24 protein-coding genes are annotated in these 25,636 nt (G+C 71.9%); 18 read left to right on the forward strand and 6 right to left on the reverse strand.

The window, feature by feature from the left end:
- The first annotated feature begins 5 nt into the window (after positions 1-5).
- From OHA55_RS28335 to OHA55_RS28355, 5 genes are all read left to right on the forward strand, one after another.
- Positions 6-794, forward strand: coding sequence for a fumarylacetoacetate hydrolase family protein (locus OHA55_RS28335; RefSeq protein ID WP_266711630.1), 789 nt, complete (start codon positions 6-8; stop codon positions 792-794).
- Between the two features lie 92 nt (positions 795-886).
- Entirely contained in the window at positions 887-1,258 is a 372-nt protein-coding gene (locus OHA55_RS28340; protein ID WP_266711632.1) for a VOC family protein, read from the forward strand.
- A gap of 178 nt (positions 1,259-1,436) precedes the next feature.
- Positions 1,437-2,228 (forward strand): alpha/beta fold hydrolase, encoded by a 792-nt coding sequence (locus OHA55_RS28345; protein ID WP_266711634.1) that lies wholly within the window; start codon positions 1,437-1,439, stop codon positions 2,226-2,228.
- Positions 2,225-2,704 carry a heme-binding protein gene (locus tag OHA55_RS28350; protein ID WP_266711636.1) on the forward strand — a complete coding sequence of 160 codons (480 nt, stop codon included), beginning with the start codon at positions 2,225-2,227 and terminating at the stop codon, positions 2,702-2,704. The genes OHA55_RS28345 and OHA55_RS28350 overlap by 4 nt, the downstream gene beginning before the upstream one ends.
- Positions 2,705-2,707: 3 nt before the next feature.
- Entirely contained in the window at positions 2,708-3,745 is a 1,038-nt protein-coding gene (locus OHA55_RS28355; protein WP_266711638.1) for a methionine synthase II (cobalamin-independent)-like protein, read from the forward strand.
- A gap of 81 nt (positions 3,746-3,826) precedes the next feature.
- Here the strand turns inward: OHA55_RS28355 and OHA55_RS28360 are convergent, their stop codons facing one another.
- Positions 3,827-4,114 carry a putative quinol monooxygenase gene (locus OHA55_RS28360; RefSeq protein ID WP_266711640.1) on the reverse strand — a complete coding sequence of 96 codons (288 nt, stop codon included), beginning with the start codon at positions 4,112-4,114 and terminating at the stop codon, positions 3,827-3,829.
- A gap of 214 nt (positions 4,115-4,328) precedes the next feature.
- Between OHA55_RS28360 and OHA55_RS28365 the strand changes: the two genes are divergently transcribed.
- From OHA55_RS28365 to OHA55_RS28390, 6 genes are all read left to right on the forward strand, one after another.
- Positions 4,329-5,777 carry an aldehyde dehydrogenase gene (locus tag OHA55_RS28365; protein WP_266711642.1) on the forward strand — a complete coding sequence of 483 codons (1,449 nt, stop codon included), beginning with the start codon at positions 4,329-4,331 and terminating at the stop codon, positions 5,775-5,777.
- Positions 5,778-5,839: 62 nt separating this feature from the next.
- Complete coding sequence (gene lhgO, locus OHA55_RS28370) at positions 5,840-7,039, forward strand: L-2-hydroxyglutarate oxidase (protein WP_266711644.1); 1,200 nt, start codon at positions 5,840-5,842, stop codon at positions 7,037-7,039.
- Between the two features lie 110 nt (positions 7,040-7,149).
- Positions 7,150-8,010 (forward strand): amidohydrolase, encoded by an 861-nt coding sequence (locus OHA55_RS28375; protein WP_266711646.1) that lies wholly within the window; start codon positions 7,150-7,152, stop codon positions 8,008-8,010.
- 13 nt (positions 8,011-8,023) lie between these two features.
- Positions 8,024-9,742, forward strand: coding sequence for a thiamine pyrophosphate-dependent enzyme (locus OHA55_RS28380; RefSeq protein ID WP_266711648.1), 1,719 nt, complete (start codon positions 8,024-8,026; stop codon positions 9,740-9,742).
- A gap of 19 nt (positions 9,743-9,761) precedes the next feature.
- A complete protein-coding gene (locus OHA55_RS28385) occupies positions 9,762-10,841 on the forward strand; it encodes an Ldh family oxidoreductase (protein WP_266711650.1) in 1,080 nt (359 codons plus the stop codon).
- Positions 10,842-11,218: 377 nt separating this feature from the next.
- Positions 11,219-12,556 (forward strand): ricin-type beta-trefoil lectin domain protein, encoded by a 1,338-nt coding sequence (locus OHA55_RS28390; RefSeq protein ID WP_266711652.1) that lies wholly within the window; start codon positions 11,219-11,221, stop codon positions 12,554-12,556.
- Between the two features lie 310 nt (positions 12,557-12,866).
- Here OHA55_RS28390 and OHA55_RS28395 read toward each other — a convergent pair whose 3' ends face one another.
- Positions 12,867-13,853: a helix-turn-helix transcriptional regulator gene (locus tag OHA55_RS28395; protein ID WP_266711654.1), complete on the reverse strand. Its 987-nt coding sequence runs from the start codon at positions 13,851-13,853 to the stop codon at positions 12,867-12,869.
- A gap of 60 nt (positions 13,854-13,913) precedes the next feature.
- Between OHA55_RS28395 and OHA55_RS28400 the strand changes: the two genes are divergently transcribed.
- The gene (locus OHA55_RS28400; protein WP_266711656.1) at positions 13,914-15,164 is read left to right on the forward strand and encodes an MFS transporter; all 1,251 of its coding nucleotides are present in this window, start codon (positions 13,914-13,916) and stop codon (positions 15,162-15,164) included.
- A 128-nt stretch (positions 15,165-15,292) separates the two neighbouring features.
- Here the strand turns inward: OHA55_RS28400 and OHA55_RS28405 are convergent, their stop codons facing one another.
- Positions 15,293-16,255: an electron transfer flavoprotein subunit alpha/FixB family protein gene (locus tag OHA55_RS28405; RefSeq protein WP_266711658.1), complete on the reverse strand. Its 963-nt coding sequence runs from the start codon at positions 16,253-16,255 to the stop codon at positions 15,293-15,295.
- A 100-nt stretch (positions 16,256-16,355) separates the two neighbouring features.
- Positions 16,356-17,141 carry an electron transfer flavoprotein subunit beta/FixA family protein gene (locus tag OHA55_RS28410; protein ID WP_266711660.1) on the reverse strand — a complete coding sequence of 262 codons (786 nt, stop codon included), beginning with the start codon at positions 17,139-17,141 and terminating at the stop codon, positions 16,356-16,358.
- 110 nt (positions 17,142-17,251) lie between these two features.
- Here OHA55_RS28410 and OHA55_RS28415 point away from each other — a divergent pair, with 110 nt between their 5' ends.
- On the forward strand, positions 17,252-18,040 hold the full coding sequence (locus OHA55_RS28415; RefSeq protein WP_266711662.1) for a TetR family transcriptional regulator: 789 nt from the start codon (positions 17,252-17,254) through the stop codon (positions 18,038-18,040).
- A gap of 114 nt (positions 18,041-18,154) precedes the next feature.
- Entirely contained in the window at positions 18,155-18,538 is a 384-nt protein-coding gene (locus OHA55_RS28420) for a Zn-ribbon domain-containing OB-fold protein (protein ID WP_266711664.1), read from the forward strand.
- Positions 18,539-18,595: 57 nt separating this feature from the next.
- Here the strand turns inward: OHA55_RS28420 and OHA55_RS28425 are convergent, their stop codons facing one another.
- Positions 18,596-19,294 carry a type 1 glutamine amidotransferase domain-containing protein gene (locus OHA55_RS28425; RefSeq protein WP_266711666.1) on the reverse strand — a complete coding sequence of 233 codons (699 nt, stop codon included), beginning with the start codon at positions 19,292-19,294 and terminating at the stop codon, positions 18,596-18,598.
- Between the two features lie 486 nt (positions 19,295-19,780).
- On the opposite strand from OHA55_RS28425, the gene OHA55_RS28430 reads away from it, so the two are divergent.
- Both OHA55_RS28430 and OHA55_RS28435 read left to right on the forward strand, forming a co-directional pair.
- Positions 19,781-20,563: a GNAT family N-acetyltransferase gene (locus OHA55_RS28430; RefSeq protein ID WP_266711668.1), complete on the forward strand. Its 783-nt coding sequence runs from the start codon at positions 19,781-19,783 to the stop codon at positions 20,561-20,563.
- 120 nt (positions 20,564-20,683) lie between these two features.
- A complete protein-coding gene (locus tag OHA55_RS28435; RefSeq protein ID WP_266711670.1) occupies positions 20,684-21,565 on the forward strand; it encodes an inositol monophosphatase family protein in 882 nt (293 codons plus the stop codon).
- Positions 21,566-21,662: 97 nt separating this feature from the next.
- On the opposite strand, the gene OHA55_RS28440 is transcribed toward OHA55_RS28435, so the two are convergent.
- Entirely contained in the window at positions 21,663-22,490 is an 828-nt protein-coding gene (locus OHA55_RS28440; RefSeq protein WP_266711672.1) for a nucleotidyltransferase domain-containing protein, read from the reverse strand.
- An 86-nt stretch (positions 22,491-22,576) separates the two neighbouring features.
- Between OHA55_RS28440 and OHA55_RS28445 the strand changes: the two genes are divergently transcribed.
- Together OHA55_RS28445 and OHA55_RS28450 are read left to right on the forward strand one after the other, a co-directional pair.
- Complete coding sequence (locus tag OHA55_RS28445) at positions 22,577-23,995, forward strand: NAD(P)/FAD-dependent oxidoreductase (protein ID WP_266711674.1); 1,419 nt, start codon at positions 22,577-22,579, stop codon at positions 23,993-23,995.
- 122 nt (positions 23,996-24,117) lie between these two features.
- On the forward strand, positions 24,118-25,593 hold the full coding sequence (locus OHA55_RS28450; protein ID WP_266711676.1) for an AlkA N-terminal domain-containing protein: 1,476 nt from the start codon (positions 24,118-24,120) through the stop codon (positions 25,591-25,593).
- Positions 25,594-25,636 lie beyond the last annotated feature (43 nt).

Here is a 25,636-nt window from a genome sequence, read left to right on the forward strand (position 1 = left end):
TCACCATGCGATACACCCGAGTCCGGGTGGGCGGCCGGGCCGTCTGGGGGCGCGTGGAGGACGACTCCGTACGCCTGCTCTCAGACTCCCCGCTGGACGGCGACCCCACCGTCATCGGCACCATCCCGTTCGCCGAAGCCGACTGGCTGCCGCCCGTCGTCCCGCCCGTCTTCTACGCCGTCGGCATGAACTACCCGCGCCACATCGAGCACGCCCGGCTGCTCGGCGACAAGGCCGGAGTCGTGCCGGAGCGCCCCGAGGCCGGTTACCGCGCCAACAACGCGCTGACCGGCCACGGTACGGCGATCGTGAAACCCGCCGGGGTACGCGGCCGGTTCGAGGCCGAACCGGAACTGGTCGCGGTCATCGGCAGGACGCTGCGGCACGCCACGTACCAGCAGGCGCGGGACGCCGTCTTCGGCTGGACGATCGGCAACGACGTCAGCGCCCGCGCCTGGCAGCACGAGGACCGCACGTTCTGGCGCGCCAAGAACAGCGACACCTTCAAGCCGATGGGCCCCTGGATCGAGACCGACGTCGACGCGCTGGCGCAGACCACCACCCTGCGCGTCAACGGTGAGACCCGCGCGCTCTTCCCGACCGGCGACATGGTCTTCGACCCGTACGACTACATGGTCGAGATCACCAAGCACATCACCATGCACCCCGGTGACGTGCTGTGGATGGGTGCCGAGTCCACCAGCCAGATCGAGGCCGGCGACACCGTCGACGTCGAGATCAGTGGCATCGGCGTCCTGTCGAACACCGTCCTCGCCGAGCCCGGCCGCACCTGAGGAATGTCCCGCCCTTCATGGCGGGTGCGCGACGAATCGCGGGACACCCCTTGAGCGGTCCCGAAACCCTCCCCCCCGAAAGGCAGTACGCCGTGAGCAAGGAACCTCGCTACATCCACCACGTCAACTTCCCCACCACCGATCCCGACCGGACCGCCGCCTGGTACGCCAAGGTCTTCGGGATGAAGCGGATCATGCCGAAGTCCAACACCCGCGTGGTGCTGATGACCCGCGGCAACTTCGACCTCCACTTCACCCCGGTCGAGGCCATGGAGCGGATGGCGCCGTACCACTTCGCCATGGAGGTCGACGACTGGGACGACTTCATGGAGCACCTCGCCGAGCTGGGCATCCGGCACACCCGTCCCGTCGAACGCCCCGAGAACCAGTCGAAGTTCTGCTACATCCACGACCCGGATCACACCATGATCGAGCTGGTCTTCCACGGCAAGCGCCCCAACTGACGCCCGCCCCTGGAGTCCCGACCGCCCGGCAAGCCCGCCCGCCGCGTCGACCCGGAGCCCCGGTGGCCCCGCCGCGAGGACTTCCGGCCGACGCGCCGCCGCACGCACCGGACGCCGCCCCTCAGGGGGCAGAGACGGCCAGTCGCGACACCAGCCCCCGCGAAAAGGAGATCCATCCATGCCCTACGTCGATTCGGACGGCGCGTCCATCTACTACGAGCGCCACGGCAGCGGCCCCGCGATCGTGTTCGTGCACGGTTCGGGAGGCCACCACGCCGCCTGGTGGCAGCAAGTCGCTGCGCTCCGCGACGAGTTCACCGTCGTCACGCTCGACCTGAGAGGCTTCGGCCGGACCGAACTGTCCGCGCCGCAGACCGAGTTCGACGGTCAGGCCTTCTACGGAGACGTCGTCGCCGTGCTCGACCAGGAGGACCTGACCGATGCCATGCTGGTGGGCCAGTCCATCGGCTCCGTCGCCGCCCTGCGCGCCGGCCTGGTACGCCCCGAGCGCGTCGGCTCGGTCGTCCTCGGCCACTCGCTGGGCGGCATCAGTCACCCCGAGCTCACCGAACTCGCCGCGGCCGACCGCGCCGAAGCCGTCAAACTCCCCGTCATCGACCGGCTGTTGACCCGGCCGTTCCAGCAGGATCGGAAGGACCTCACCTTCCTTTTCCAGCAGATGGGCACCTTCAACACGGCCACCATGCAGGACCTGCGCAACCTCGACACCAACGGCCCCGGCCTGGACGAGATCCGCGACTCGGGCGTCACCGTCGCCTTCCTCGCGGGCGAGAAGGACGCGGTACTCAGCGTCAAGACGGTCACCCGCGCCCACGAACTGGTCGAGGGCTCGCACCTGGAGATCGTCCCCGGCGCCCCGCACTCCATGTACTGGGAGACGCCGGAGCCCTACAACGCCGCCGTCGCCCGGCTGCGCCGCACCCTCACCGCCCCGAAGGAAACCGCATGAGCAACATCACCCTCGCCGCCGCCGAAGAGATCATCGACGAGGCCCACAAGCGTGCCCAGGCGCTCGGCAAGGCGGTGAGCGTGGCCGTGGTGGATGCCGGAGGCTTCCCCGTGGCCATCCGCCGACCGGACGGAGCCCGCCCGCTCACCCCGGACATCGCGCGCGCCAAGGCGTACACGGCCGCCGTCATGCAGCGCCCCGGCAAGATGCTGAAGAAGTGGCAGGAGAGCCAGCCGGTCTTCTTCTCCCAGCTCTCCCAGCTGCCCGGCGCCGCGATGCCCATCCTCGCCACCGAGGGCAGCGTGACCATCAAGAAGGACGGCGAGATCATCGGCGGTCTCGGCATCGCCGGCGGCACGGCGGACGAAGACCAGACGATCGCCGACGAGGTCCTCGACGCCCTCGGCTACGAACTGGAGTTCGCCGCCTGGGGCGTCTCCGGGAAGCCCGACACGAACGCCGGAAAGGACGCCTGAACCATGGCGGACACGTTCAACTACCGCATCGACCACCACGGCAGCCTGGTCCGGCCGCCCGCTCTGCTGGCCGCCCGCGAGAGCGGCGACGCCGAGGCGCTGCGCGCGGCCGAACTCGCCGCGGTCAAGGAGGCCGTGGTCTTCCAGCGACGGCTGCGCTCCACCGTCGTCACCGACGGAGACCTGCCCCGCGAGGATTTCCGCAGCGCGGTCCTCGAAGGCGTCACCGGATTCCGCCGCACCGGCGAGGAGACCGGCGGCCTCGCCCGCTGGGTGGCCGAAACCCTCCCCAAGGCGGACGGACCGCTGGTCGCCCAGTGGGCCGGCCTGCTCGGCGAGCTGACGGTCGTCGCGCCCAAGGTCGCGCTGCCCTCCCCGGCCTACCTCGCCGCCACCACCTTCGACCCGGCCCTCGCCGGCGCGGGCGGCCCCGCTTCGGCCCGCGAACTCGGCGAGGCCCTCGCGGAGATCATCCGCGCGGAGATCCAGCTGCTGGTGGCCCAGGGGGTGCGGCTGATCCAGCTGAACAACCCGCTGCTGCTCGCCCACACCGCCACCGAACCCGGCGCCACCGGTGCGCTCTCCTTCGAGGACGCCCTCGCCGTGGAAGCCCTCGCGGTGCGGCTGGACGAGCGCCCGGAGGGCGTCCGTATCGGCATCGCCCCCGGCTGGACCGCCCCCGCCACGGTGGACCGCGCCCGCGCCGAACGGCTGTACGCGGCGGTCCCCGCCGACCGCTGGGTGCTGCCCCTCGACCGGGGCACCGACGCCGAACTCGATCTGCTGCGCGCCCTCCCCGAGGACCGCGACGCCTGCCTCGGAGCGGTGGACGCGACCACCGCGGCGATGGAGGAGATCGACGAGGTGATGGCCCGCATCGACGCGGCCGCCGAGGTCAAGGACCTTGAGGACATGGCGCTCTCGCCCTCCCGGGGCTTCGCCGACGTGGCCGCCCGCCCGCTGCTCGGCGCCGAGGACCAGCACGGCAAGCTGGTCCAGGTGGAGACCCTCGCCCGCTACTGCTGGGGCAACGAGTTCTGATCCGCGTACGGCGGTGGGGGCCGGGACACCCGCGGGTCCCGGCCCCCACCGCCGTACCGCACATCCACGCACCGGCGCCGGTCACAGCACCTGGGCGAAGGTCACCGCGCGGTCGGTCAGCAGCGGGCGCACCGTCCTGACGATCAGCTCGTCGAAGTAGTCCGCCGCCGCGTGGGCGTCGAAGCCGGCCCGGTCGGCGTAGCGCTCGTACAGCACGAACCCGCCCGGCCGGTCCACCTCCGCGTGCACCTCGTAGCCGAGGTTCCCCGGCTCGGTCAGCGTGTGCCCGCGCATCTTCAGCAGCGCGGCACGCACCGTGTCCTCGTCGGCGGGGTCACAGCTGTAGTGGGCGATCACGGCGAATGCCATGGTGCGGCCTCCTTCTTCGTCAGGGCTTCCGTCACGGCCTTCAACGGTGCCGATTCCAGCACGATCCACGCGCGTGGGCCCGTGCGTGACGTGCAAGCAATGTCTGCCGCCGCGGGCCTGGTCACCCCCGCGGACTTCCTGTGTTGTCGTGACGACCACGCCGTTTCATCTGTACACCGCGCGCAGCCGCGGTCGAACGGGAGCAATGATCCAGATGCGCACCATGGAAACCCTTCTCGGCGGACAGTGGGTGGCGGCCGGCGAATGGCTGGAGGTCCACGACCCGTCCGACACCCGTACCCCGGTCGCCCGGGTACCCGCGCTCGACGCCGAGGAGGTCACCCGGGCGTACGACGAGGCGGAGAAGGGGTTCGCGCTCTGGCGGCGCACCAGCCCCTTCGAGCGGGCCCGGGTGTTCCACGAGACGGCCAGGCTGCTGCGGGAGCGGGCCGCCGAGATCGCCGACGCGGTGGTCACCGAGAACGGCAAGACCCTCCAGGAGGCGAGCGGCGAAGTCCAGAAGGCCGCGGACTTCTTCGAGTACTACGCCTCTCTCGCCCGCACCGGTTACGGCACGCTCGTCCACGACGCCCGGCCCGGGACGCGTACCAGCTTCCACCACGAGCCCCTCGGCATCGTCCTCGCGATCACCCCGTGGAACGACCCGCTGCTGACCCCGGCCCGCAAGCTGGCACCCGCCCTCGCCTCCGGCAACGCGGTCGTCCTCAAGCCTGCCTCCGAGACCCCGATGTCCGGCCTCCACCTGGCCCGCGCCCTGCACGACGCCGGCCTGCCCGCCGGGGTGCTCGGCGTGGTCACCGGCCGGGGCGGGAAGATCTCCGCCCCGCTGCTGGCGGACCCGCGCATCGCCGCCGTCACCTTCACCGGGTCCAACTCCGTGGGCGAGTCCATCCGCAGCTCGCTCGCCGACCGCAACGTCCGCTTCCAGGGCGAGCTGGGCGGCAAGAACGCCACCGTGGTCCTCGCCGACGCCGACCTGACGGCCGCCGTCAAGGCGGTGGTCGCCGCCGGGTTCGGGCAGACCGGCCAGCGCTGCACCGCCACCAGCCGCGTCCTGGTCGAGAGGTCCGTGTACGAGGAGTTCACCGGGCTGCTGCTGGACGCCGTCGCCGCGCTGGGACTCGGTTCCCGGGAGGCGGACACCCTCTCCGTCGGCCCGCTCGTCTCCACCGGTCAGCGCGCCGGCGTCCTCGCCGACATCGCACGCGCGGTCCAGGAAGGGGCGACCGTCCTCGTGGGCGGCGACACCCCGAAGGACGAGGCGTACGCCCACGGTTGCTGGGTCCTGCCGACCGTCCTCGCGGACGTGACCCGCGAGATGGCCGTCTGGCGCGAGGAGGTCTTCGGTCCGGTCGTCGTCGTCCGCGCCGTCGACGGTTACGACGAGGCCGTCGAGGAGGTCAACGACTCCGACTTCGGACTCGCCGCCGCCCTCTTCACCAGCGACCTGCGCGCCGCCCACCGCTTCGCCGAGGAGGCCGACTGCGGACAGGTGGCCGTCAACACCACGACCACCGGCTGGGACGTGCACCACCCCTTCGGCGGTTTCCGCGACTCGGGCTCCGCGTTCAAGGAGCAGGGCACCGAAGCGCTGCGCTTCTACACCCGCGTCAAGACCGTGGCCTTCCACTTCGGTGCCTGACGCACCGTCACCCGGCATCATCGAGCTCCACCCAGCGTCATCAGCAAGAAAGGAGGATGCCGATGACCGACGAAACGGTCGGCATCGTCGGAGCCGGCATCGTGGGTCTGGCGACGGGCCGCGAGATCGCGCTGCGCCGCCCGGGCACCCGCGTGGTGGTCTTCGAGAAGGAACGGCAGGTCGCGGTCCACCAGACCGGACACAACTCGGGCGTGGTGCACGCAGGCATCTACTACGCCCCGGGCAGCCTCAAGGCCGACCTGTGCGTACGGGGCGTGTCCCTGCTGCGCGAGTACTGCCAGGAGAGGAAGCTGCCGTACCAGGAGATCGGCAAGCTCGTCATGGCGGTGCGCGAGGACGAACTCGGCCGTATGGAGGGCCTGTACGACCGCGCCAAGAACAACCACGTGCCCGACCTGCGGAAGATCTCGAAGGACGAGATCAAGGAGATCGAGCCGCACGCCGGCGGCATCGCGGCCCTCCACTCGCCCCGCACCGCGATCACCGACTACCCGGCGATCGCCCGGCAGTTCGCCGAGGACATCGAGACCGCCGGCGGTCAGGTACGACTGGGTTTCGCGGTGGACTCGCTCACCGAGGTGCCCGGGGGCATCGAGGTGGCCTCGGGCGAGGAACGCGTACGCGTCGACCGGCTGATCCTCTGCGCGGGCCTCCAGTCCGACGCCGTCGCGAAGCTCGCCCAGGACGAGAAGGCACCCAGGATCGTCCCCTTCCGGGGCGAGTACATGCTGCTGCGACCGGAGCGGGCCGGTCTGGTACGCGGCCTCGTCTACCCCGTACCCGATCCGCGCTACCCCTTCCTCGGGGTGCACTTCACCCCCCGGGTCGACGGCTCGGTGGAGATCGGCCCCAACGCCGTCCTGGCGCTGGCCAGGGAGGGCTACAAGCTCTCCACGTTCTCCGTGAAGGACCTGGCGCAGCTCGCCGCCTACCCCGGGGCCTGGCGCATGGCCGCCCAGCACTGGCGGACGGGCATCAAGGAGTACCGCGGCTCGTTCTCCACCAAGGCCTTCATGAAGGACGCGGGGGCGTACGTCCCCGGCATCGGGCCCGGGGACGTAGTCCGCGGGGGAGCCGGCGTACGCGCCCAGGCGCTCGACCCGGACGGCACGCTCGTGGACGACTTCCGCATCCACCGGATCGGCCGCGTCACCGCCGTACGCAACGCCCCCTCCCCGGCCGCCACGGCCTCCATGGCCATCGCCGAGCACATCGCCGAGGCCGTGTTCGCCCCGGCGTGACCTGCCGTTCCGCGCAACAACTGCTTGCGCCCCCGGGGTCTTAGCAAACGCCCCCACCAGCTCTAACGTCTGACGCACACCACCCCACCCCGCAACGGAAGAGGTTCCCCATGTTCGTCGTCGACACCCAGATCCACATCTGGAAGGAAGAGGCCCCGGACCGCCCCTGGGTCCCCGGAGCCCGCGAGCGCATCCGCCTGAACGGCCACCGCGAAGAGGCCTTCAGCTACGAAGAGGCCCTGGAGCTGATGGACGAGGCCGGCGTCAACCGCGCCCTCATCCTCCCGCCGTCCTGGGAGGGCAACCGCATCGACTACGCCCTCGAAGCCTGTGAGGCCCACCCGGACCGCTTCGGCATCATGGCCCGTGTCCCCCAGGACAACGAGGTCGAGGGCACGGCCATGCTGCGGGACTTCGCGCAGAACCCGCACATCAAGGGCACCCGCCTCACCTTCCACCGGCCGCAGGACCGCAACTGGATGATCGACGGCACCAACGACTGGTACTGGCCGATCGCCGAGGAGCTCCGCGTCCCCACGATGGTCCACGCGCCCATCTGGAAGCGGGAGCTCGGCCAGATCGCCGCCAAGCACCCCGAGCTGAAGATCATCATCGACCACATGGGCATCATGGCCCGCTGCGTCGACGACGCCATCGGCTACTGGGTCTCCGAGACCGCCGACCTCGCCCAGCACCCCAACATCTACGTCAAGGTCTCGGCCCTGCCCGGCTACTCCACCGAGCCCTTCCCGAACAAGAACATCGAGAAGTACGTCCGCGAGATGGTCGACAAGATGGGGCCGCAGCGCTGCTTCTACGGCACCGACATCACCCGCCTGCTCGGCCACGGCATCACCTACACCGACACCATCGAGCAGTTCACCAAGCACTGGGATTTCACCCCCGAGGAGCTTGAGTGGATGATGGGCCGCGGCATCAGCGAGGTCCTCGGCTGGCCGGTCGAGGGCTGAGGGAACACCTGAGATGACGGACAGTAAGAACACGCCAGGCGTCGACGGCGGTGACGCCGTCGTCTCCGCCTTCAACGCCGTCGGCGCCGATTACCTCTTCTGCTCATCGGGGTCCGAATGGGCCCCGGTGTGGGAGTCACTGGCCCGGCGTCACCGAGACGGTGACCCGGCCCCCCGCTACCTCGACCTCACCCACGAGACGGTCGCGGTCGGCATGGCCACCGGCTACGGCCTCGTCACCCGCCGCCCGCAGGGAGTCCTGCTGCACGCGGCCCCCGGCCTGCTCCAAGGCTCCATGGCGATCCACGGGGCGCTGCTCGCCGGCGTCCCCATGGTCGTCACCTCCTCGGAGTCCAGCACCTACGGCGACGGCCCCGGGCAGGACCCGGGCGGCCAGTGGTACCGCAACCTCTCGATCGTGGGCGGCCCGCACGGAGTGGCCCAGCCCTTCACGAAGTGGGCCACCGAGGCCGCCAGCGTGCACACCCTGCCCACCATGATCGCCCGGGCGGCGGAACTCTCCTGGCGGGCACCTGCCGGCCCGGCCTACCTCAACATCCCCCTGGAGATCCTCCTGGAGGAGTGGGACGGCCGAGGGGCCAAACCGATCGTCGCACCCGGCTCCACCCACAGCTCGCCCGAAGAGGTCGACCCCGTCGCCCAGTTGATCCGCGAGGCGAAGAACCCGGTGATCGTCACCGAGACGGCCGGCCGGGAGGCGGGCGGCTTCGAGGCACTCCTCGCCTTCGCCGAGGCGTGGAACATCCCGGTGGTCGAACCCGATTCGGCGGTCTGCGGCAACTTCCCGCGCAACCACCCGCTGCACGCCGGCAGCGACATCGGCCCCTGGATGGACGAGGCCGACCTGATCCTCCTGGTCAACTGCCGCGTCCCCTTCTACCCGCCGAGCCGCCGCCCCTCGAAGGCGACGATCGTCGTCATCGACGAGGTACCGCAGCGACCGCACATCGTCTACCAGGTGCTCTTCGCCGACGCGTACCTCGAAGGCAACGTCGCCAACACCCTGCGCCAACTGACCAAGCGGGCGAAGGACTTCACGGAGGATCAGCGCGCCGCCGTCGCCCTGCGCCGCGCCGCGCAGGAGGAGCGGTACGCCACCGAGCGGGCCGCGATCACGGCCGCCGAGGCGAAGGCACGGGAGAGCGAAGGGGTGGACCCGGTCCTGGTCGCCGCCACCCTGCGCCGGCTCCTCGACGGGACCGGCGGGATCGTCGTCGACGAGACCATCACCCACAGCAAGACGGTGAAGCGGCACCTGCTGACCTCCGACCCCGACTCGTACTTCTACGTACAGGGCGGACTCGGACAGGGCATCGCGGTCGCCCTCGGTGTCAAACTCGCCGCCGATGACAAGCCGGTGGTCCTCACCGTCGGCGACGGCGCGTTCACCTACAACCCGGTGATCCAGTCGTACGACGCGGCGAAGACGTACCAACTGCCTGTGCTCATCGTGGTGTTCAACAACCGCGTCTACAAGTCGATGAACCTCAACCACCGCAGGTTCTACCCCGAGGGCGCAGCCGCCGAGACCGGTGAATGGCTCGGAACCGACCTGCACCGGCTGCCCCGGCTCGCCGCGTTCGCCGAGCCGTTCGGGATGCACACCGAGACCGTCGACACCACCGACGCGCTTGAGCCCGCGCTGGAGCGCGCGCTCAAGGCCGTCGCGGACGGGACCACCGCCGTCGTCGACGTACTCGTCACCCGCTGAACCAGGAGGTACCGCCACCATGACCGACCACCCCGCCCCCAAGCCCGGCAAGGTCCTGGTCCCCGCCGAGGACCTGCGCACCTTCTCCGCCGCCCTCCTGGAGAAGGGCGGCCTGGACGCCGAAGCCGCCCGCACCACCGCGGACGTCTTCGTCTGGGCCGCGCTGCGCGGCGTCGACTCGCACGGCGTCGCCCGCGTCCCCGCCTACCTCGACCTGCTGGCCAAAGGCATCGCCAACGCCAAGGCCGAGCTCACCGTCGAGTCCTCGACGCCGGCCGCCACGGTCATCGACGCCGACCACGCGCCCGGCCCGGTCGCCCTCACCGCCGCCGCCGGCGAAGCGGTGACCCGGGCCCGTACGAACGGCATCGCCGCCGTGGCCGTCCGCCGCACCGTGCACACCGGGGCCATCGGCTACTACGTGTCGAAGATCGCCGAACAGGGCCTCATCGGAATCGGGTTCGTCTCCGGCATGCCCAACATGGGCTACACCGGGGTCAAGGGCGCGGCCGTCGCCACCAGCCCGCTCGCCATCGCCGTACCGGCCGACGCCCACGCGCCGCTCGTCCTCGACATGGCCACCGCCACCATCGCCCTCGGCAAGATCCGCCAGGCCAAGGCGAGTGGTACCCCGCTGCCCGAGGGAGCGGCGGCCACCGCCGACGGCACCCCCACCACCGACCCCGAACAGGCGGTCATGCCACTGCCGTTGGGCGGCGCCAAGGGCTCCGGCATGTCGATCGCCTTCGAACTGCTCACCAGCGTGCTCGTCGGCGCACCGATCTTCGCCTCCTTCCACTCGGACGACCCGAAGGGGCGCAAGCACCGTCAGAACGCGCTGCTCATCGCCCTGGACCCGGCGGCCTTCGGTGACCCGGCGGCCTTCACCGCCGCCGTGGACTCCACGCTGACCACCCTCAAGGGACTGCCCCGGGCCGACGACGCCTCCGGGGTGTTCTACCCGGGCGAGCGGAGCGCGGCCCTGGCCGCCGAGCGCGCCGAGAAGGGCCTGCCAGTGGCCCCGAAGGTCTGGCGCGACCTCATCGAGCGCGCCGCCGGGTACGGCATCACCCCGCCGGAGCCGGTGGCGGCAGGCTGAGCGAGGGGGCGCCTTGGGTGGCCGGCCTCTCGCTCACGACGGGCCGGGGTGGACCTCACTGTGCGGGAGGTCCGCCCCGGCCCGTCCGCGTGCGGCACTGGGCGGCCTCTCCGGAGGGCGCTCGCGCCGCCCGCCGGGCAGGGGCCGCCGGAACGACGTGTGGGAACACGAGGCGGAAGAGACGCGAGTGCTTCGTGAGGAAGACGTGTCAGCTGTCTTGTCGTACGTCACGTTGATCGACAAGCTGCGTACATGACATTTCCGGGTGTCGGGCCTGCCGGCGGGCCGAACGCGTCCAGCACCCCGCACCCGGCGATGCCCCGTCACCGGCGGCGTGGCGAACCCGTGGCAGCACCTTTTCCTCGGAGGTCGTACCTATGCATGTGAACTGGGCTCGGTCGCAGCGTGGCGGGTGGACGAAGGCACTGAGACTGCTTCCCGTCGTCGCGCTCACCGTGGCGGCCACCGTCGGCGGGACGGCGAGCGCGGAGGCGTCGGTGCCCGCGCCGCCTTCGGGTTTCACCCTCACCTGGAGTGACGACTTCAACGGCGCGTCCGGCACCGGCATCGACCAGAGCCTGTGGAAGTACGACACCGGACCGGGCAGCAACTTCGGTACCGGTGAGATCGAGACCATGACCAACAGCACCTCGAACGTCTACTACGACGGCCAGAGCCATCTGGTGCTCCAGGCGCTGCACTCCGGCTCCGACCCGAGGGCCGGATGGACCTCCGGCCGGGTGGAGACCCAGGCGGCCACCTTCGGCGCCCCGGCGGGCGGAGTCGTCCGCATGGAGTCCGTCCTCCAGCAGCCCAACGTCACCACCGCCAACGGGGCCGGCTACTGGCCGGCGTTCTGGATGCTCGGCGCACCGCTGCGCTCCGGCGTCACCTGGCCGAAGTCCGGCGAGATCGACATCCTGGAGAACATCAACGGCCGCAACTCCAACTTCGCCGCGATCCACTGCGGTGTCAGCCCGGGCGGCCCGTGCAACGAGGGGACCGGCATCACCTCGGGCGAGCACGCCTGTTCGGGCTGCCAGACCGGATTCCACGACTACGCCGTGGAGATCGACCGCTCGACGTCGCCGGAGCAGGTCCGCTTCTACCTCGACGGCAACAACTTCTTCACCGTCAACGCCAACCAGGTCGACGCGACGACCTGGGCCGACGCGATCGACCACCCCTTCTACATCATCTACGACCTGGCGATCGGCGGCGGCTTCCCGGACGCCTTCGGCGGTGGCCCGAACGCGGCCATGGTCTCCGGCGGCAAGCTGATCATCGACTCGGTCGCCGTCTACAACAAGGCACCCGGCTCCGGTTCGACGAGCGGACGGACGATCACCGGCCCGGGTGGCAAGTGCGTGGACGTGGCCGGTGACGACAACGGCGGCGACGGCACCGCGGTCCAGCTCTGGGACTGCCAGTCGGCGGCCCAGGACCAGCACTGGACCTGGAGCGGCCAGACCCTGCGGACGCTGGGCAAGTGCCTCGACATCGCCGGCGGCAACAGCGCCGCCGGTACGAAGCTCCAGCTCGCCACCTGCAACGGCGGCGGCTACCAGAACTGGGTGGCCAACTCCAACGGCTCGCTGTCCAACCCGACGAGCGGCCGGTGCGTCGACTCGCCCGACGGCGCCACCGCCAACGGCACGCGGCTCCAGATATGGGACTGCAACGGCGCCGACGCCCAGAAGTTCACCGTGGAATGAGATCGAGAGAGCCCGGCAGGCGGCGGTCTCCGTCGCCTGCCGAGCTCTGCGGCGACCGTCTTCGCGGCATGCGAAGGCGCAGGGGAAATCAGAGTCACGGGGGCAGGACTGCCTGCGTGCCAGGGGCGTGCCAGGCCCCGGAGCCCACGTCCGGAAGTCCGCGGGCGCCCCGGGCATGGCTTTCCCCGACGGGGGAGAAGCCTGAGCGCCCGCAGGTGCGTCCGGGAGGGTGTCACGGTCAGAGGTCGCCGACCTCGCACATCCCCATGCCGGTCCAGCCGCGTGCGGGGGAGCTGTGCAGGACCCGGCCTCACCCCACCGGCCGGACGTCCCGGGCAGCTTCGACCAACTGGTCTCCCGCCCCGGTGCGGTAGTACAGCACCGACCGCCCCGCACGCCGCCGACGGACGAGCCCCGCGTTCAGCAGCACCTTCAGATGCCTTCCCACCGAGCCCAGCGCCAGACCGGTCAGTGCCACCAGCTGGCTGGTGCTCAGGGGAGTGCTCAGGAGGGTGAGTGCCCTGGCCCGGTGCGGACCGAGCAGGGCACGGAGCGCGTCGGGCGCCGGACGGTCCTCCTGGCCGGTCAGCACGCCCGAGCACGGATACACCACGGCATACCGGTGCGGCTCGTCCCAGGTGACCCAGCCGCTGCGCGGAGTGACGGGGACCAGCAGGAGCTGTGCGCCGGCAATGCTGCGGGGCGGATGGGCATGGGCGTTGACCTGCAGCCGGCCCTCGCCCAGCCAGCGGGTGCGGGGGCGCAGGTTGTCGAGAGCCTCGGCCCAGCCGCCGTCGCTCAACTGCTTCGTACGGGCGACGACATCGGCTTCCAGGACGCGGCGCCGCCGCTCCCATTCCGGGAGGACGACGTGGGTCCACACCCACTCCAGCAGGTCGGCCGTGCGTTCGGGGAGGTCGTCACGGTGGAGTACGGGCGGGAGCGGCTTGCCGCCCAGGGCGGTCACCAGGTCGGCGCGGGCGGACGCGGCCGGGGTGGTCCGGACGCGGTGCAGTTCCTCGTCGATGCGCGGGGTCCCCTCGCCCACCGGCGCCGGAATGAGGAAGTCGGCGATCCAGCCGTGGCCGTACCCGGCCCGCATCACGGCAGCCGCCACCGGGTCCCGGCCCGCCCGCTCGCGGTAGGCGGGCACGTGGACATCCAGCCACCGCTGCTGGGCCGGGTGGGTGGCGACGGCATCCTCGAGGCCGAAGAGTGTGGCGACGGTTTCGGCCAAGGGGGAGATCACGAACCGGCTGCGGGCCAAGGTGTCCGTGTCGAGCAGCCAGAGCCCCATTGTTCAGCCTCCACGCGAAAGATTGGCGGCGCCGCAGCGGCCCCTCGGACACTCCCGGTCATGCGCACCTATCAAGAAGTATTCCGTACACCGGAGTTCACCCCGTTCTTCCTCTCCGGCGCACTGTCGGTGGCCGCGTCCACGGTGAGCGGGCTGGCGCTGGGCACCCTGGTCCACTCCGCCACCGGCTCCCCGCTGCTCTCCGCTCTGGCGATGTTCGGACCCTCTCTCGCCCAGGTCGTCGGCGCGGCCACCCTGCTGTCGGCCGCCGACCGGCTGCGCCCACGCGGAGCCATGACGGGCCTCGCCCTGAGTTTCGCGGTGGCCGCCGCCGTCCAGGCGGTCCCCGGCTTTCCGCTGTGGGCGCTCTTCACCGTCCTGGCGGCCCAAGGACTGATCTCCTCCGCGGGTGGGGGAATCCGCTTCGGCCTGCTCAACGAGATCCTCACCAAGGACGGCTATCTGCTGGGCCGTTCGGTTCTCAACATGGCCGTCGGCACCCTGCAGATCGTCGGCTACGCACTCGGCGGCGTCCTCGTCACCCTACTCACGGCGCGTGGTGCGCTGCTCGTCGGTGCGCTGCTGTACGTGGCCGCCGCGACGGTGACCCGCCTCGGCCTCACCGACCGGCCGCCCCGTGCCACCGGCCGTCCGTCGATCGCCGCCACCTGGCGCGTCAACGCCCGTCTGTGGGCTTCCGTGCCCCGCCGCTACGTCTACCTGGCACTGTGGGTACCGAACGGCCTCATCGCGGGGTGCGAGTCCCTCTACCTCTCCTACGACCCCGAACACGCGGGTGCTCTCTTCGCCTGCGCCGCCCTCGGCATGCTCGCGGGCGACACGCTCGTGGGGCGCTTCCTTCCACCGTGGTGGCGCGAACGCCTGGGCGCCCCACTGCGGTTGGTCCTCGCCGCCCCCTATCTGATGTTCATCCTGGAACCGGGACTCCCCGTCGCGCTGGTGGCCGTCACTCTGGCGTCCGTCGGCTTCGCGGCGAGCCTCCTGCTCCAGGAACGGCTGATGCGGCTGACGCCCGACGAGCTGAGCGGCCAGGCGCTCGGCCTGCACTCCTCCGGCCTGCTCACCCTGCAGGGTGTGGGCGCCCTCCTCGCCGGTACGGCTGCCGAACTCACCTCGCCGGCCACGGCGATGACGGCCATGGCGGCCGTCTCCGTCGCGGTGACCCTGGTGCTCGCGCCAGGGTTGCGGGTGCTCCCGAAGGACGTGGACGGGACGGAGGAGGAGGTGCGCCAGGATCGGAAGCCCGACAGATCCGCGCATCTCGGAGCCGGTTCGTCCGCCGCGGAGTGAAGGCGTCGGCCGTGGGGTCCGGACAACGGTGAGCGGCCGCGGGCCGGGGTCGTGCGGGGTGTCCCGCCCGGTCCCGGCCCGCGGCCGCTCACCTCTTCCCCGCGAGCGCGTCGCGGGGAAGGGGGTGTTCAGCCCTTGCGGGCGTTGATCTCTTCGGTGAGCTGGGGCACGACGTCGAAGAGGTCGCCGACGACGCCGTAGTCGGCGAGCTCGAAGATCGGGGCCTCGGCGTCCTTGTTGACCGCGACGATCGTCTTCGAGGTCTGCATCCCGGCCCGGTGCTGGATCGCACCCGAGATCCCCGACGCGATGTACAACTGCGGGGAGACGGACTTGCCGGTCTGACCGACCTGGTTGGTGTGCGGGTACCAGCCCGCGTCGACCGCGGCCCGCGACGCGCCGACCGCCGCACCCAGCGAGTCCGCGAGCGCCTCGATCACCGCGAAGTTCTCCGCACCGTTGACACCCCGGCCACCCGAGACCACGATCGCGGCCTCGGTCAGCTCCGGACGCCCCGACGACGCACGCGGCGTCCGCGACAGCACCTTCGTCCCCGACGCGGCCGCCGAGAACTCCACGACCAGTTCCTCCACCGCACCCGCCGCGGCCACCGGCTCCACCGGAGCCGAGTTCGGCTTCACCGTGATCACCGCAACCCCGCGCGAGACCCGCGACTTCACCGAGAACGACGCCGCGAACGCCGACTGCGTCGCCACCGGACCCGACTCACCCGCCTCCAGATCCACCGCGTCCGTGATGATCCCCGAACCGATCCGCACCGCCAGACGCGCCGCGACCTCCTTGCCCTCCGCCGACGACGGCACCAGCACCGCCACCGGCGACACCGCCGCCACCGCCGCCTGCAGCGCGTCGACCTTCGGCACCACCAGGAACTCCGCGAACTCCGAAGCCTCCGACGTCAGCACCCGCACCGCACCGTGCTCACCCAGCACACCCGCCGTGCCCGACGCACCCGCACCCAACGCCACCGCCACCGGATCACCGATCCGCCGCGCCAGCGTCAGCAGCTCCAGCGTGGGCTTGCGCACCGCACCGTCCACGTGATCGACAACAACCAGAACCTCAGCCATGGAACATCCACTTCCTGCGAAACCAGAGATCAAAGGGGAGAAGGCAGGGGGCCGACCGGCCCGTGCCCGGGACAACACCGCGACGCGACGCCGCAGGGGATCAGATGAACTTCTGCCCCACGAGGAACTCGGCGAGCTTCTTCCCGCCCTCACCCTCGTCCTTCACGATCGTGCCCGCGGTACGCGCCGGACGCTCCACCGCCGCGTCGACGACCGTCCACGCACCCGCCAGACCGACCTCGTCCGCGTCGATCTCCAGATCGTCCAGGTCCAGCGCCTCGACCGGCTTCTTCTTCGCCGCCATGATCCCCTTGAACGACGGGTACCGTGCCTCGCCCGACTGGTCGGTCACCGACACCACCGCCGGCAACGACGCCGAAAGCTCCTCCGACGCCGAGTCGCCGTCACGCCGCCCGGTCACCGTGCCACCCGACACCGACACCTCCGACAACAGCGTCACCTGCGGCACACCCAGACGCTCCGCCAGCACCGCCGGCAGCACCCCCATCGTCCCGTCCGTCGACGCCATCCCGCAGACCACCAGATCGAAGCCCGTCTTCTCGACCGCCTTCGCCAGCACCAGCGACGTCCCCATCACATCACTGCCGTGCAGAGAATCGTCCTCGACGTGCACCGCCTTGTCCGCACCCATCGACAACGCCTTGCGCAACGCGTCCTTCGCGTCCTCCGGACCCACCGTCACCACGGTGACCTCCGCCTCGTCCGCCGACTCCGCGATACGCAACGCCTGCTCGACCGCGTACTCGTCCAGCTCCGACAACAGACCGTCCACGTCCTCACGGTCCACCGTCAGATCATCGGCGAACCCCCGGTCACCGGTCGCGTCGGGCACGTACTTCACACAGACAACGATCCTCAAGCTCACGCCGGCTCTCCTACCTGGTGGTGGTTCGTAGTGCCGAGATTATGGCACTCAGTACCCTCTGTAAAGGTACGCAGTGCCAGATCGGGGTGTCCGGTGCTACGTTGCGCGGCATGACCGATGCGCGCAGACCAGCGAAGAAGGCTCCCATGCGGGAGGGGCTCGCCGAGGCGGCGTTCGAGCTCTTCGTGGAGAAGGGCTTCGAACGGACCACGGTGGACGACATCGTGGCGCGCGCCGGGGTCGGACGGCGCTCGTTCTTCCGCTACTTCCCCTCGAAGGAGGACGTGGTCTTCCCCGACCACGAGAGCTGCCTCGCCGAGACGACGGCCTTCCTCGCCGCAGCCGAAGCCGTGGAGATCGCGGACGGCAAGGACGCCGACGACCCCATCGGCACGGTCTGCGAAGCGGTGCGGATCGTACTGAACATGTATGCGGCGAAGCCCGAATTCTCGGTCCAGCGCTACCGGTTGACCCGGGAGGTGCCGGGTCTGCGGAGCTACGAACTCTCGGTGGTGCGGCGGTACGAGCGGACCTTCGCGGGCTACCTGCGGCACGCCTTCCGCGACCTGCCGGACGGTGTGCTGCGGGCCGAGGTGGCCGCCGCCTCGATCGCGGCGGCGCACAACAACGGCCTCCGCCTCTGGCTGCGTTCGGGGGGCGAGGGGGATGCCTGGGCGGCCGTCGACAATGCCCTCGACGTGGTACGCGAAGTCTGGTCGACCCGGGCCGGACCCGCGGGGCGCATCGGGCCGGCCCTCGTCGGAGCGGACGGTCCGGACCGCGGTCCGGGCGACGGTACGGAGGGGCCCGCGCGGGACGTGATCGTCATGGTCGCGCAGCGCGGGACGCCGATGTGGAGGGTCGTCCAGCAGATAGAGGCGGCCGTCGGGGAAAGTTGAATGCACCAATCGGCACTCAGTGTCTTTACGGCTAGGCACTGAGTGCCATATGGTGCGGACGCGCCGCCGCTGCCGTGGTGTGGCGCGTCCGAGCCGAGCGCAGGGGGTCCCGACATGTTCCCGTCAGCAAGTGGCACCGTGCACAAGGTGGCCGAGGAAACGGGGCTGCCCTTCCAGCGCTGCCGCTGGTGCGGTACGGCCTCCTTCCGGAGGCTGCTCTGCCCGGTCTGCGCGTCGAGCGACTTCACCCCGGAGCGCAGCTCCGGAGACGGAGTCGTCGTGCGGACCGCAGTCGTCCACCGCTACACCGAAGACGCCCGCAACGAGTCCCTGGTCCGGTTCCCGGAAGGGTTCGTCTTCCGCTGCCAGGTCGTGGGGGCCGCCCCGCATCTGGTGGAGGTCGGCGCCCGGGTGCGCCCGCTCCCCGCCGAAGAGCCGGAAGCGGGCGACGTGATCCTCGAACTCAGTGAGCCGCCCGCCCGTCGCGACTGGTACTGACCCGGGCCGGCGTTCCGGCGAGAGCCGGACGGGCGGACCGCGAAGGGCCGAACGGGGTCATCCGTCCAGCCTCTTGACCATCTCGGCGGCCAACGGGGCCGAGGACGCCGGATTCTGACCGGTAATCAGGTTGCGGTCGGTGATCACGTACGGCGCCCACGGGTCGCTCTCCCGGAAGTCCGCGCCCAGCTCCACCAGCCGGTCCTGGAGCAGCCAGCGCGCCTTGTCCGCGAAGCCCGCCTGGGTCTCCTCCGCGTTGGTGAAACCGGTCAGCCGGTACCCCGCGAAGGTGGGGGAGCCGTCCGGGCGCTTCGCGGCGAGCAGGGCGGCCGGGGCATGGCACACCACGCCCAGCGGCTTGCCCGAATCCAGTGCGCGGGTGAGGAGCTCGCCGGAAACCCCGTCGACGGCGAGGTCCTCCATGGGCCCGTGGCCACCGGGGTAGAACACCGCGTCGTACTCGTCCAGCCGGACGTCGTCCAGGGCCAGCGGGGTACGCAGCTCGTCCATGCCGTCCAGCGTCGTGGCGATCCGGTCGGCGTTCTCCTGGCCTCCGTTGACGTCCGGGGCCAGGCTCGCCCGGTCCACGGTGGGCTCCACCCCGCCCGGGGTGGCGACGACGACGTCGTGACCCGCCGCTTTGAACGCCTCGTACGGGGCGGCGGCCTCCTCGGCCCAGAAGCCGGTGGGGTGTTTGCTGCCGTCCGCCAGGGTCCAGTGGTCCGCGCCCGTCACCACAAACAGGATCTTCGCCATGTCGCACATCTCCGGGGTCGTGGGGTTGTTCCGTGGATTTGCCGGGGTTCGCCGACCCCTCGACCGTAGGACGGACTCCGCCGATGACGCCAACCGGCGGAGGTGAGGGCTCCCCGGAACCGGCGGGCCGCCGCAGGTCCCGGGAAATCGCTTGCCCGCCGCGCGGGCGCCGTGACACGCTTGCCGCGCCCTCTGCGGTGTACGGGTCCCTCCGGATCCGTACGGACGGATCACGAAGGATTGAGTCTATTGTCCACGACGTCCCTCAGCGGCCGTCGTCGGTACTGACAGGTCAGCCTCGGCGGCACCTGTCGGCCGGTACCACGCCACACGGCGCGGCGGTCCCACGAGGCGGTGCCCAGCGCACCGCCGCCTCTCCCTGCCCGGAGCAGGCACGACACACCAGCACGCGCGAGGTCCGCACGCCCGTCACGGGCTGTGCGGTGCGCGCTCCCGCCCTGTCACCTTCGTGAGGTCACCCACATCGTGGACACCAACGTCCAGAACTTCGCCGTCGCCAACCTCCGTCGCCGTCCCGACGTCGTGGAGACCGGTGGGTTCGTCGCGGGATTCGATCCCGCCACGCCCAGTCCGTTCATCAACTACGCCACCCCGCTGCCCGGCGCCCGGCCGACGGGCGACGACGTGCGCTCCCTGATCGAAGCGTTCCGCGTGCGCGGTCTGCTGCCGCGCCTGGAGTACGCGCCGGAGGCGGCCCCCGACGTGGAGGCGGCACTGCGGACCGCCGGATTCACCGTCGAGGAAACGCACACCTACCTGGTCTGCACCCCCGCCACCCTGATCCCGTCGCCCGTCCCGGACGCGGGCGGCACGGACGAGGAGCGCCCGGCCCTCCTCGTGCGGACGCCGGAGTCGGACGAGGAGTACGCGGCCGTCGACGCCGCCCTGTCCGAGTCCTTCGAGGGAGTCCACGTCTCCTCCGCCCAGGGAGTGGCCCGTCTCCGGCGCACGCAGGAGAGCGGCGGGGGCGTCCGCTTCGTCCGGGCACCCGACGGGACCTGCGCGGGCGCCGCCTCCTGTTCCGCACCCGCGGTGGGTACCGCGGAACTCGCCGGCGTCGGTACCCGCCCCGCCTTCCGGGGCAGGGGCATCGCCGGTGCGGTCACCGGCGCGCTCACCGGGTCGATGTTCGACCGCGGGGCCGAGTCGGTCTGGCTGGAGTTCTCCGGCGAGGGCTCACGCCGCGTGTACGAGCGGCTCGGCTACCGGCCGCAGGGCACCCGGCTGTACATGAGGCTCGAAGCCTGACCCGTTCCGGGCGGGGGCGGCACCTTCCGCAGGGGCCGCCCCCGCCCGGAACAGGGGGTTTCACGGCCCGGAAACCTGTCCGCCTTCGGGGGGTCGGCCGGACCGTGCTTAGCTGGAGACATGATCGATGAATTTCTCGCCGCAAACGCACGGAACGCCGGTAACGCCACGGACACCGGTGGCGAGGGGAGCGTCGGACAGGTGGCGCGGGTCGAGCAGGCGGTACGCGCGGCGGTGGCCGCCGAGATCATGCCCCGCCACCGCAAGCTCACCGCCGACGACATCGTCGAGAAGAGCGGGCCGCACGACCTCGTCACCAGGGCGGACCGGGAGGCGGAGAACCACCTCACCGAGGCGCTGACCCGCATTCTGCCGGGATCGGTGGTGGTCGGGGAGGAGGCCGTGCACGCCGACCCGGCCGTCTACGGCGCGCTGTCCGGGGACGCCCCGGTGTGGATCGTGGACCCCGTGGACGGCACCCGCCAGTTCGTGCGCGGCGAGGCCGGATTCTGCACCCTCGTCGCGCTCGCCCACCACGGTGAGCTCATCGCCTCGTGGACGTACGCCCCCGTGCTCCAGGAGATGGCCGTCGCGGTACGCGGCCGGGGCGCCACGCTCAACGGGAAGCCGCTCAGGTCCGGCTCGCCCGAGCCCGGCGCCGTGCTGAGGGTCGCGATGTCCCACCCCGACTTCACCACCGACGAGCAGAAGCGCGCTCTGCTCGGTCTGCGGACCGAGGGCATCGACGCCCGCGCCTGCGGTTCGGCCGGGCTCGAGTACCTGGCCGTGGCCCGCGGCGCTCTCGACGCGCTCGCCTTCAACTGGGAGTTCGCCTGGGACCACGCCGCGGGGCTGCTGCTGGTCGCCGAGGCGGGCGGCTCCCACGCCACCCTGTCCGGTGCGCGGTTCAGGCTGGCGGGCGACAACGACCTGCCGTTCGCGGTCGGCCGGGACGAGGCGACCGTCGCCCGCATCCGTGAGGCGCTGCTCACCGGCGTCTGACGGACGCGCCGGACCCGCGCACGCCCCGCACCGCCCCGCCCCGCCCCGCCCCGCCCCGCCCCGCCCCGCCCCGCACCGCCCTGCGGCGCCGCGGGTCTCACTCCCTCCCGCGCGCCAGGACCGCCCGTACGTCCCGTACCACCTCCCGGGCCGTCTCCACCGCGGCCGGGCCGAGGCCGGCCAGCGCGGCGGCGGCCCGCTCCGCGAAGCCGTGCGGAGTCCCGGGCAGCGCCGCCGCGGCGGCCAGCGCGCCCTTCTCGTTGAGGCACCAGGTGCGATGGTGCGCGTGCAGCGCCTGGGCGAGAATCCCGAACGCCCGCGACAGGCAGAGGGAGACGTGCAGCGTGTCGCCGACCGGGGCCGACTTCGCCGCCGAGTCCACCAGGAACTCCGCCTCCCACGCCCCGTCCGCCAGGGCCTGCCGCAAGGGCTCGGGATAACGCCGCACTTGCTTCTGAAGTTCCGTCAGTTCCCCTGCGGGGTCGGCCAGTACGCGCCCCAGAGCGACCTCGCCCGGATAGCAGGGCGACCAGAACCCCAGCGGGTGCCCCGGCTGCACGCCCACTTCGTAGCGCCCCTCCCGGCAGTCGGCCCAGACCGCCTCCACCCGGTCCAGGTCCCGCAGGATCCAGTCGACCGGGACACCCTCGATCCGCAGCCACCCGCCCCCGTTCACCCAGGGACCCCAACTGCCCGGTCCCTCCACCGTCGCGGGTGTTCCCTGCACCTCGGAAGCGAGCGCGGTCAACGCGTCGATATCGGGCGAACCCCGGTAGTAGAGGCCCAGATCCCAGTCCGAATCGGGGCGGTGGGTGCCACGGGCCCGGCTGCCGCCCAGGGCCACGGCGCGGACACCGGGCACATGGACGAGCCGCTCGGCCAGGGCGGCGACGGTGGACGCGGTCTTCTCGGTGGAGTCGGTCATCGGAGCGGAGGGTACCCACGCGTACGCCGCCCGTGCGCGGGAATATCCTGGTTCTCCTGCCCGCCGCCCCGCGAAGGAGCCCCAAGGTGTCGCCGATGCTTGACGCAGTCGTCGTGGGGGCCGGGCCCAACGGGCTGACCGCCGCCGCCGAACTCGCCCGCCGGGGCCTCTCGGTGGAGGTCTTCGAGGCGGCCGACACCGTCGGCGGCGGCGCCCGCACCAAGGAGCTGACCCTCCCCGGCTACCGCCACGACCCCTGCTCCGCCGTCCACCCGCTCGGCATCGGCTCCCCGGCGTTCGCCGGGATGCCGCTCGCGGACCACGGACTGGAGTGGATCCAGCCCGACCTGGCCCTCGCCCACCCCTTCCCGGACGGCACGGCCGCCGTGCTCAACCGGTCGGTGGGGGAGACCGCCGCCTCGCTCGGGGCCCGGGACGCGGGCGCGTACCGCCGGCTCGTCGCCCCGTACCTCGGCCACTGGGAGACCCTGGCCCAGGACTTCCTGCGCACCCCCTGGCTCGGCCTGCCCCGCGACCCGTACCGCTGGGTGCGCTTCGGGCTCGACGCCCTCCAGCCGGCCACGCTGCTCTCCCGGCGCTTCCACGACGAGAAGGCCCGCGCACTCGTCGCCGGTCTCGCCGCGCACGCCATCGCCCCCACCTCCGGGCTCGCCACCGGCGGGATCGCCCTGCTCTTCGCCCTCGCCGCGCACGCCAACGGCTGGCCGGTGCCCCGGGGCGGCTCCCAGTCGATCTCCGACGCCCTCGCCTCGTACCTGCGCAGCCAGGGCGGCACCGTCCGCACCGGCACCGAGGTCAAGCGCCTGGACGAGCTGCCGCCGGCCCGCGCCTACGTCTTCGACACCTCGCCGACCGCCCTCGCCAGGATCGCCGGACTCGGCAACGCCTACCGCCACTACCGTTACGGCGCCGCCACCTTCAAGATCGACTACGCGCTCTCCGGCCCGGTCCCCTGGACCGCCGAGGAGGCCCGGCGCGCCGGGACCGTACACATCGGACCGACCGCCCCCGAGATCGACGCCGCGCTCCGGGCCGCCGTCGACGGCCGCGACCCGAGCGTCCCGTTCCTGATCACCGCCCAGCCGAGCCTCGCCGACCCCACCCGCGCCCCCGAGGGCCACCACGTCTTCTGGGTGTACGGACACGTACCGGCGCGCTGGGAGGGCGATGCCACCGAGGTCATCGAGCGCCAGCTGGAGCGCTTCGCACCCGGCTTCCGTGACCTGGTCCTGGCCCGGGCGGTCGCCGGACCGAGGGAGCTCGCCGCGCACAACGCCAACTACGTCGGGGGCGACATCGCCTGCGGGGCCTTCGCCGGACTGCAGACCGTCATCCGCCCCAAGCTCGCCCGCGTCCCGTACGCCACCGCCCATCCGGCGGTCTTCCTCTGCTCCTCGGCGACCCCGCCGGGCCCGGGCGTCCACGGCATGTCCGGCCACCACGCCGCCCGCGCGGTCTGGCGCAGCCTCCGCGCCGCACGGTGACCCCGGGGCGGGGGGAAGCAGCGGATCCCGAGGTGTCCGGTCCACCCGCGCGCCGGAACCCGCCCCACCTCCATGTCGGATTTCCGCCAGCCCCGGCTCCCCGGGTGACCGATGCTTGAAGCATGCACACCGACACCGAGCGCTGCGTGCGGGCGGTCCAGTCCAAGGACGCCCGCTTCGACGGATGGTTCTTCACGGCGGTCCTGACCACCCGGATCTACTGCCGTCCCAGCTGCCCCGTCGTACCGCCCAAGGTCGAGAACATGACCTTCTACCCCAGCGCGGCAGCCTGCCAGCAGGCCGGGTTCCGGGCCTGCAAGCGCTGCCGCCCCGACACCAGCCCCGGGTCCCCGGAGTGGAACGCCCGAGCCGACTCGGTCGCCCGCGCCATGCGCCTCATCCAGGACGGAGTGGTCGACCGGGAGGGCGTCCCCGGCCTCGCCGCCCGCCTCGGCTACTCCGCCCGCCAGATCGAACGCCAGCTTCTGGCCGAGCTGGGAGCCGGACCGCTCGCCCTGGCCCGCGCCCAGCGGGCCCAGACCGCGCGGGTCCTCATCGAGACGACCGCGCTGCCGATGGCCGAAGTGGCGTTCGCCGCCGGGTTCGCCTCGATCCGCACCTTCAACGAAACCGTCCGCGAGGTCTTCGCCCTCGCCCCCGGAGAGCTGCGCACCCGCGCCGAACGCGGTGCCAAGGCCGCCTCGACACCCGGCGTGATCGCGCTGCGGCTGCCGTTCCGCGCCCCGCTCAACCCCAGCAACCTCTTCGGCCACCTCGCCGCGACAGCCGTCCCAGGCGTCGAGGAGTGGCGCGACGGCGCATACCGGCGCACCCTCGCCCTGCCGCACGGCCACGGCATCGTGGCGCTCTCCCCGCGCTCCGACCACATCGCCTGCCGCCTCCAGCTCACCGACCCCCGCGACCTCACCCTCGCCATCAGCCGCTGCCGCCGCCTCCTCGACCTGGACGCGGACCCGGTGGCCGTCGACGGCCAGCTGCGCACCGATCCGCTGCTCGCCCCCCTGGTGGACGCCGCGCCGGGACGCCGGGTGCCGCGCACGGTGGACGGCGCGGAGTTCGCCGTACGCGCGGTCCTCGGCCAGCAGGTCTCCACCGCCGCCGCCCGTACCCACGCGGCCCGCCTGGTCACGGCGTACGGGAAGCCCGTCGAGGACTCCGAGGGCGGGCTCACCCACCTCTTCCCGACGCCGGAGGCGCTGGCCGGGCTCGACCCCGAGGCGCTCGCCCTGCCCCGCAGCAGGCGCACCACGCTGACCACCCTCGTCGGAGCGCTGGCCGACGGCTCGCTGCGACTGGACGCCGCCGACACCGACTGGGACGAGGCCCGCGCCGCGCTGAGCACGCTGCCCGGCTTCGGACCGTGGACCGTGGAGGTGATCGCCATGCGCGCCCTCGGCGACCCGGACGCCTTCTGCCCCACCGACCTCGGCATCCGGCGCGCCGCCGAGCGGCTGGGGCTGCCGTCGACCCCGGCGGCGCTCACCGCGCGAGCCGCCGGATGGCGGCCGTGGCGGGCGTACGCCGTGCAGTACCTGTGGACCGTCGACGGGCACGCCATCAACCACCTGCCCGAATGATCCCGGCCCCGAGCGCGCCCCGGCCTCCGATCCGCCGACCACC

This window comes from Streptomyces sp. NBC_00102 (genome assembly GCF_026343115.1).
Classification (GTDB): domain Bacteria; phylum Actinomycetota; class Actinomycetes; order Streptomycetales; family Streptomycetaceae; genus Streptomyces.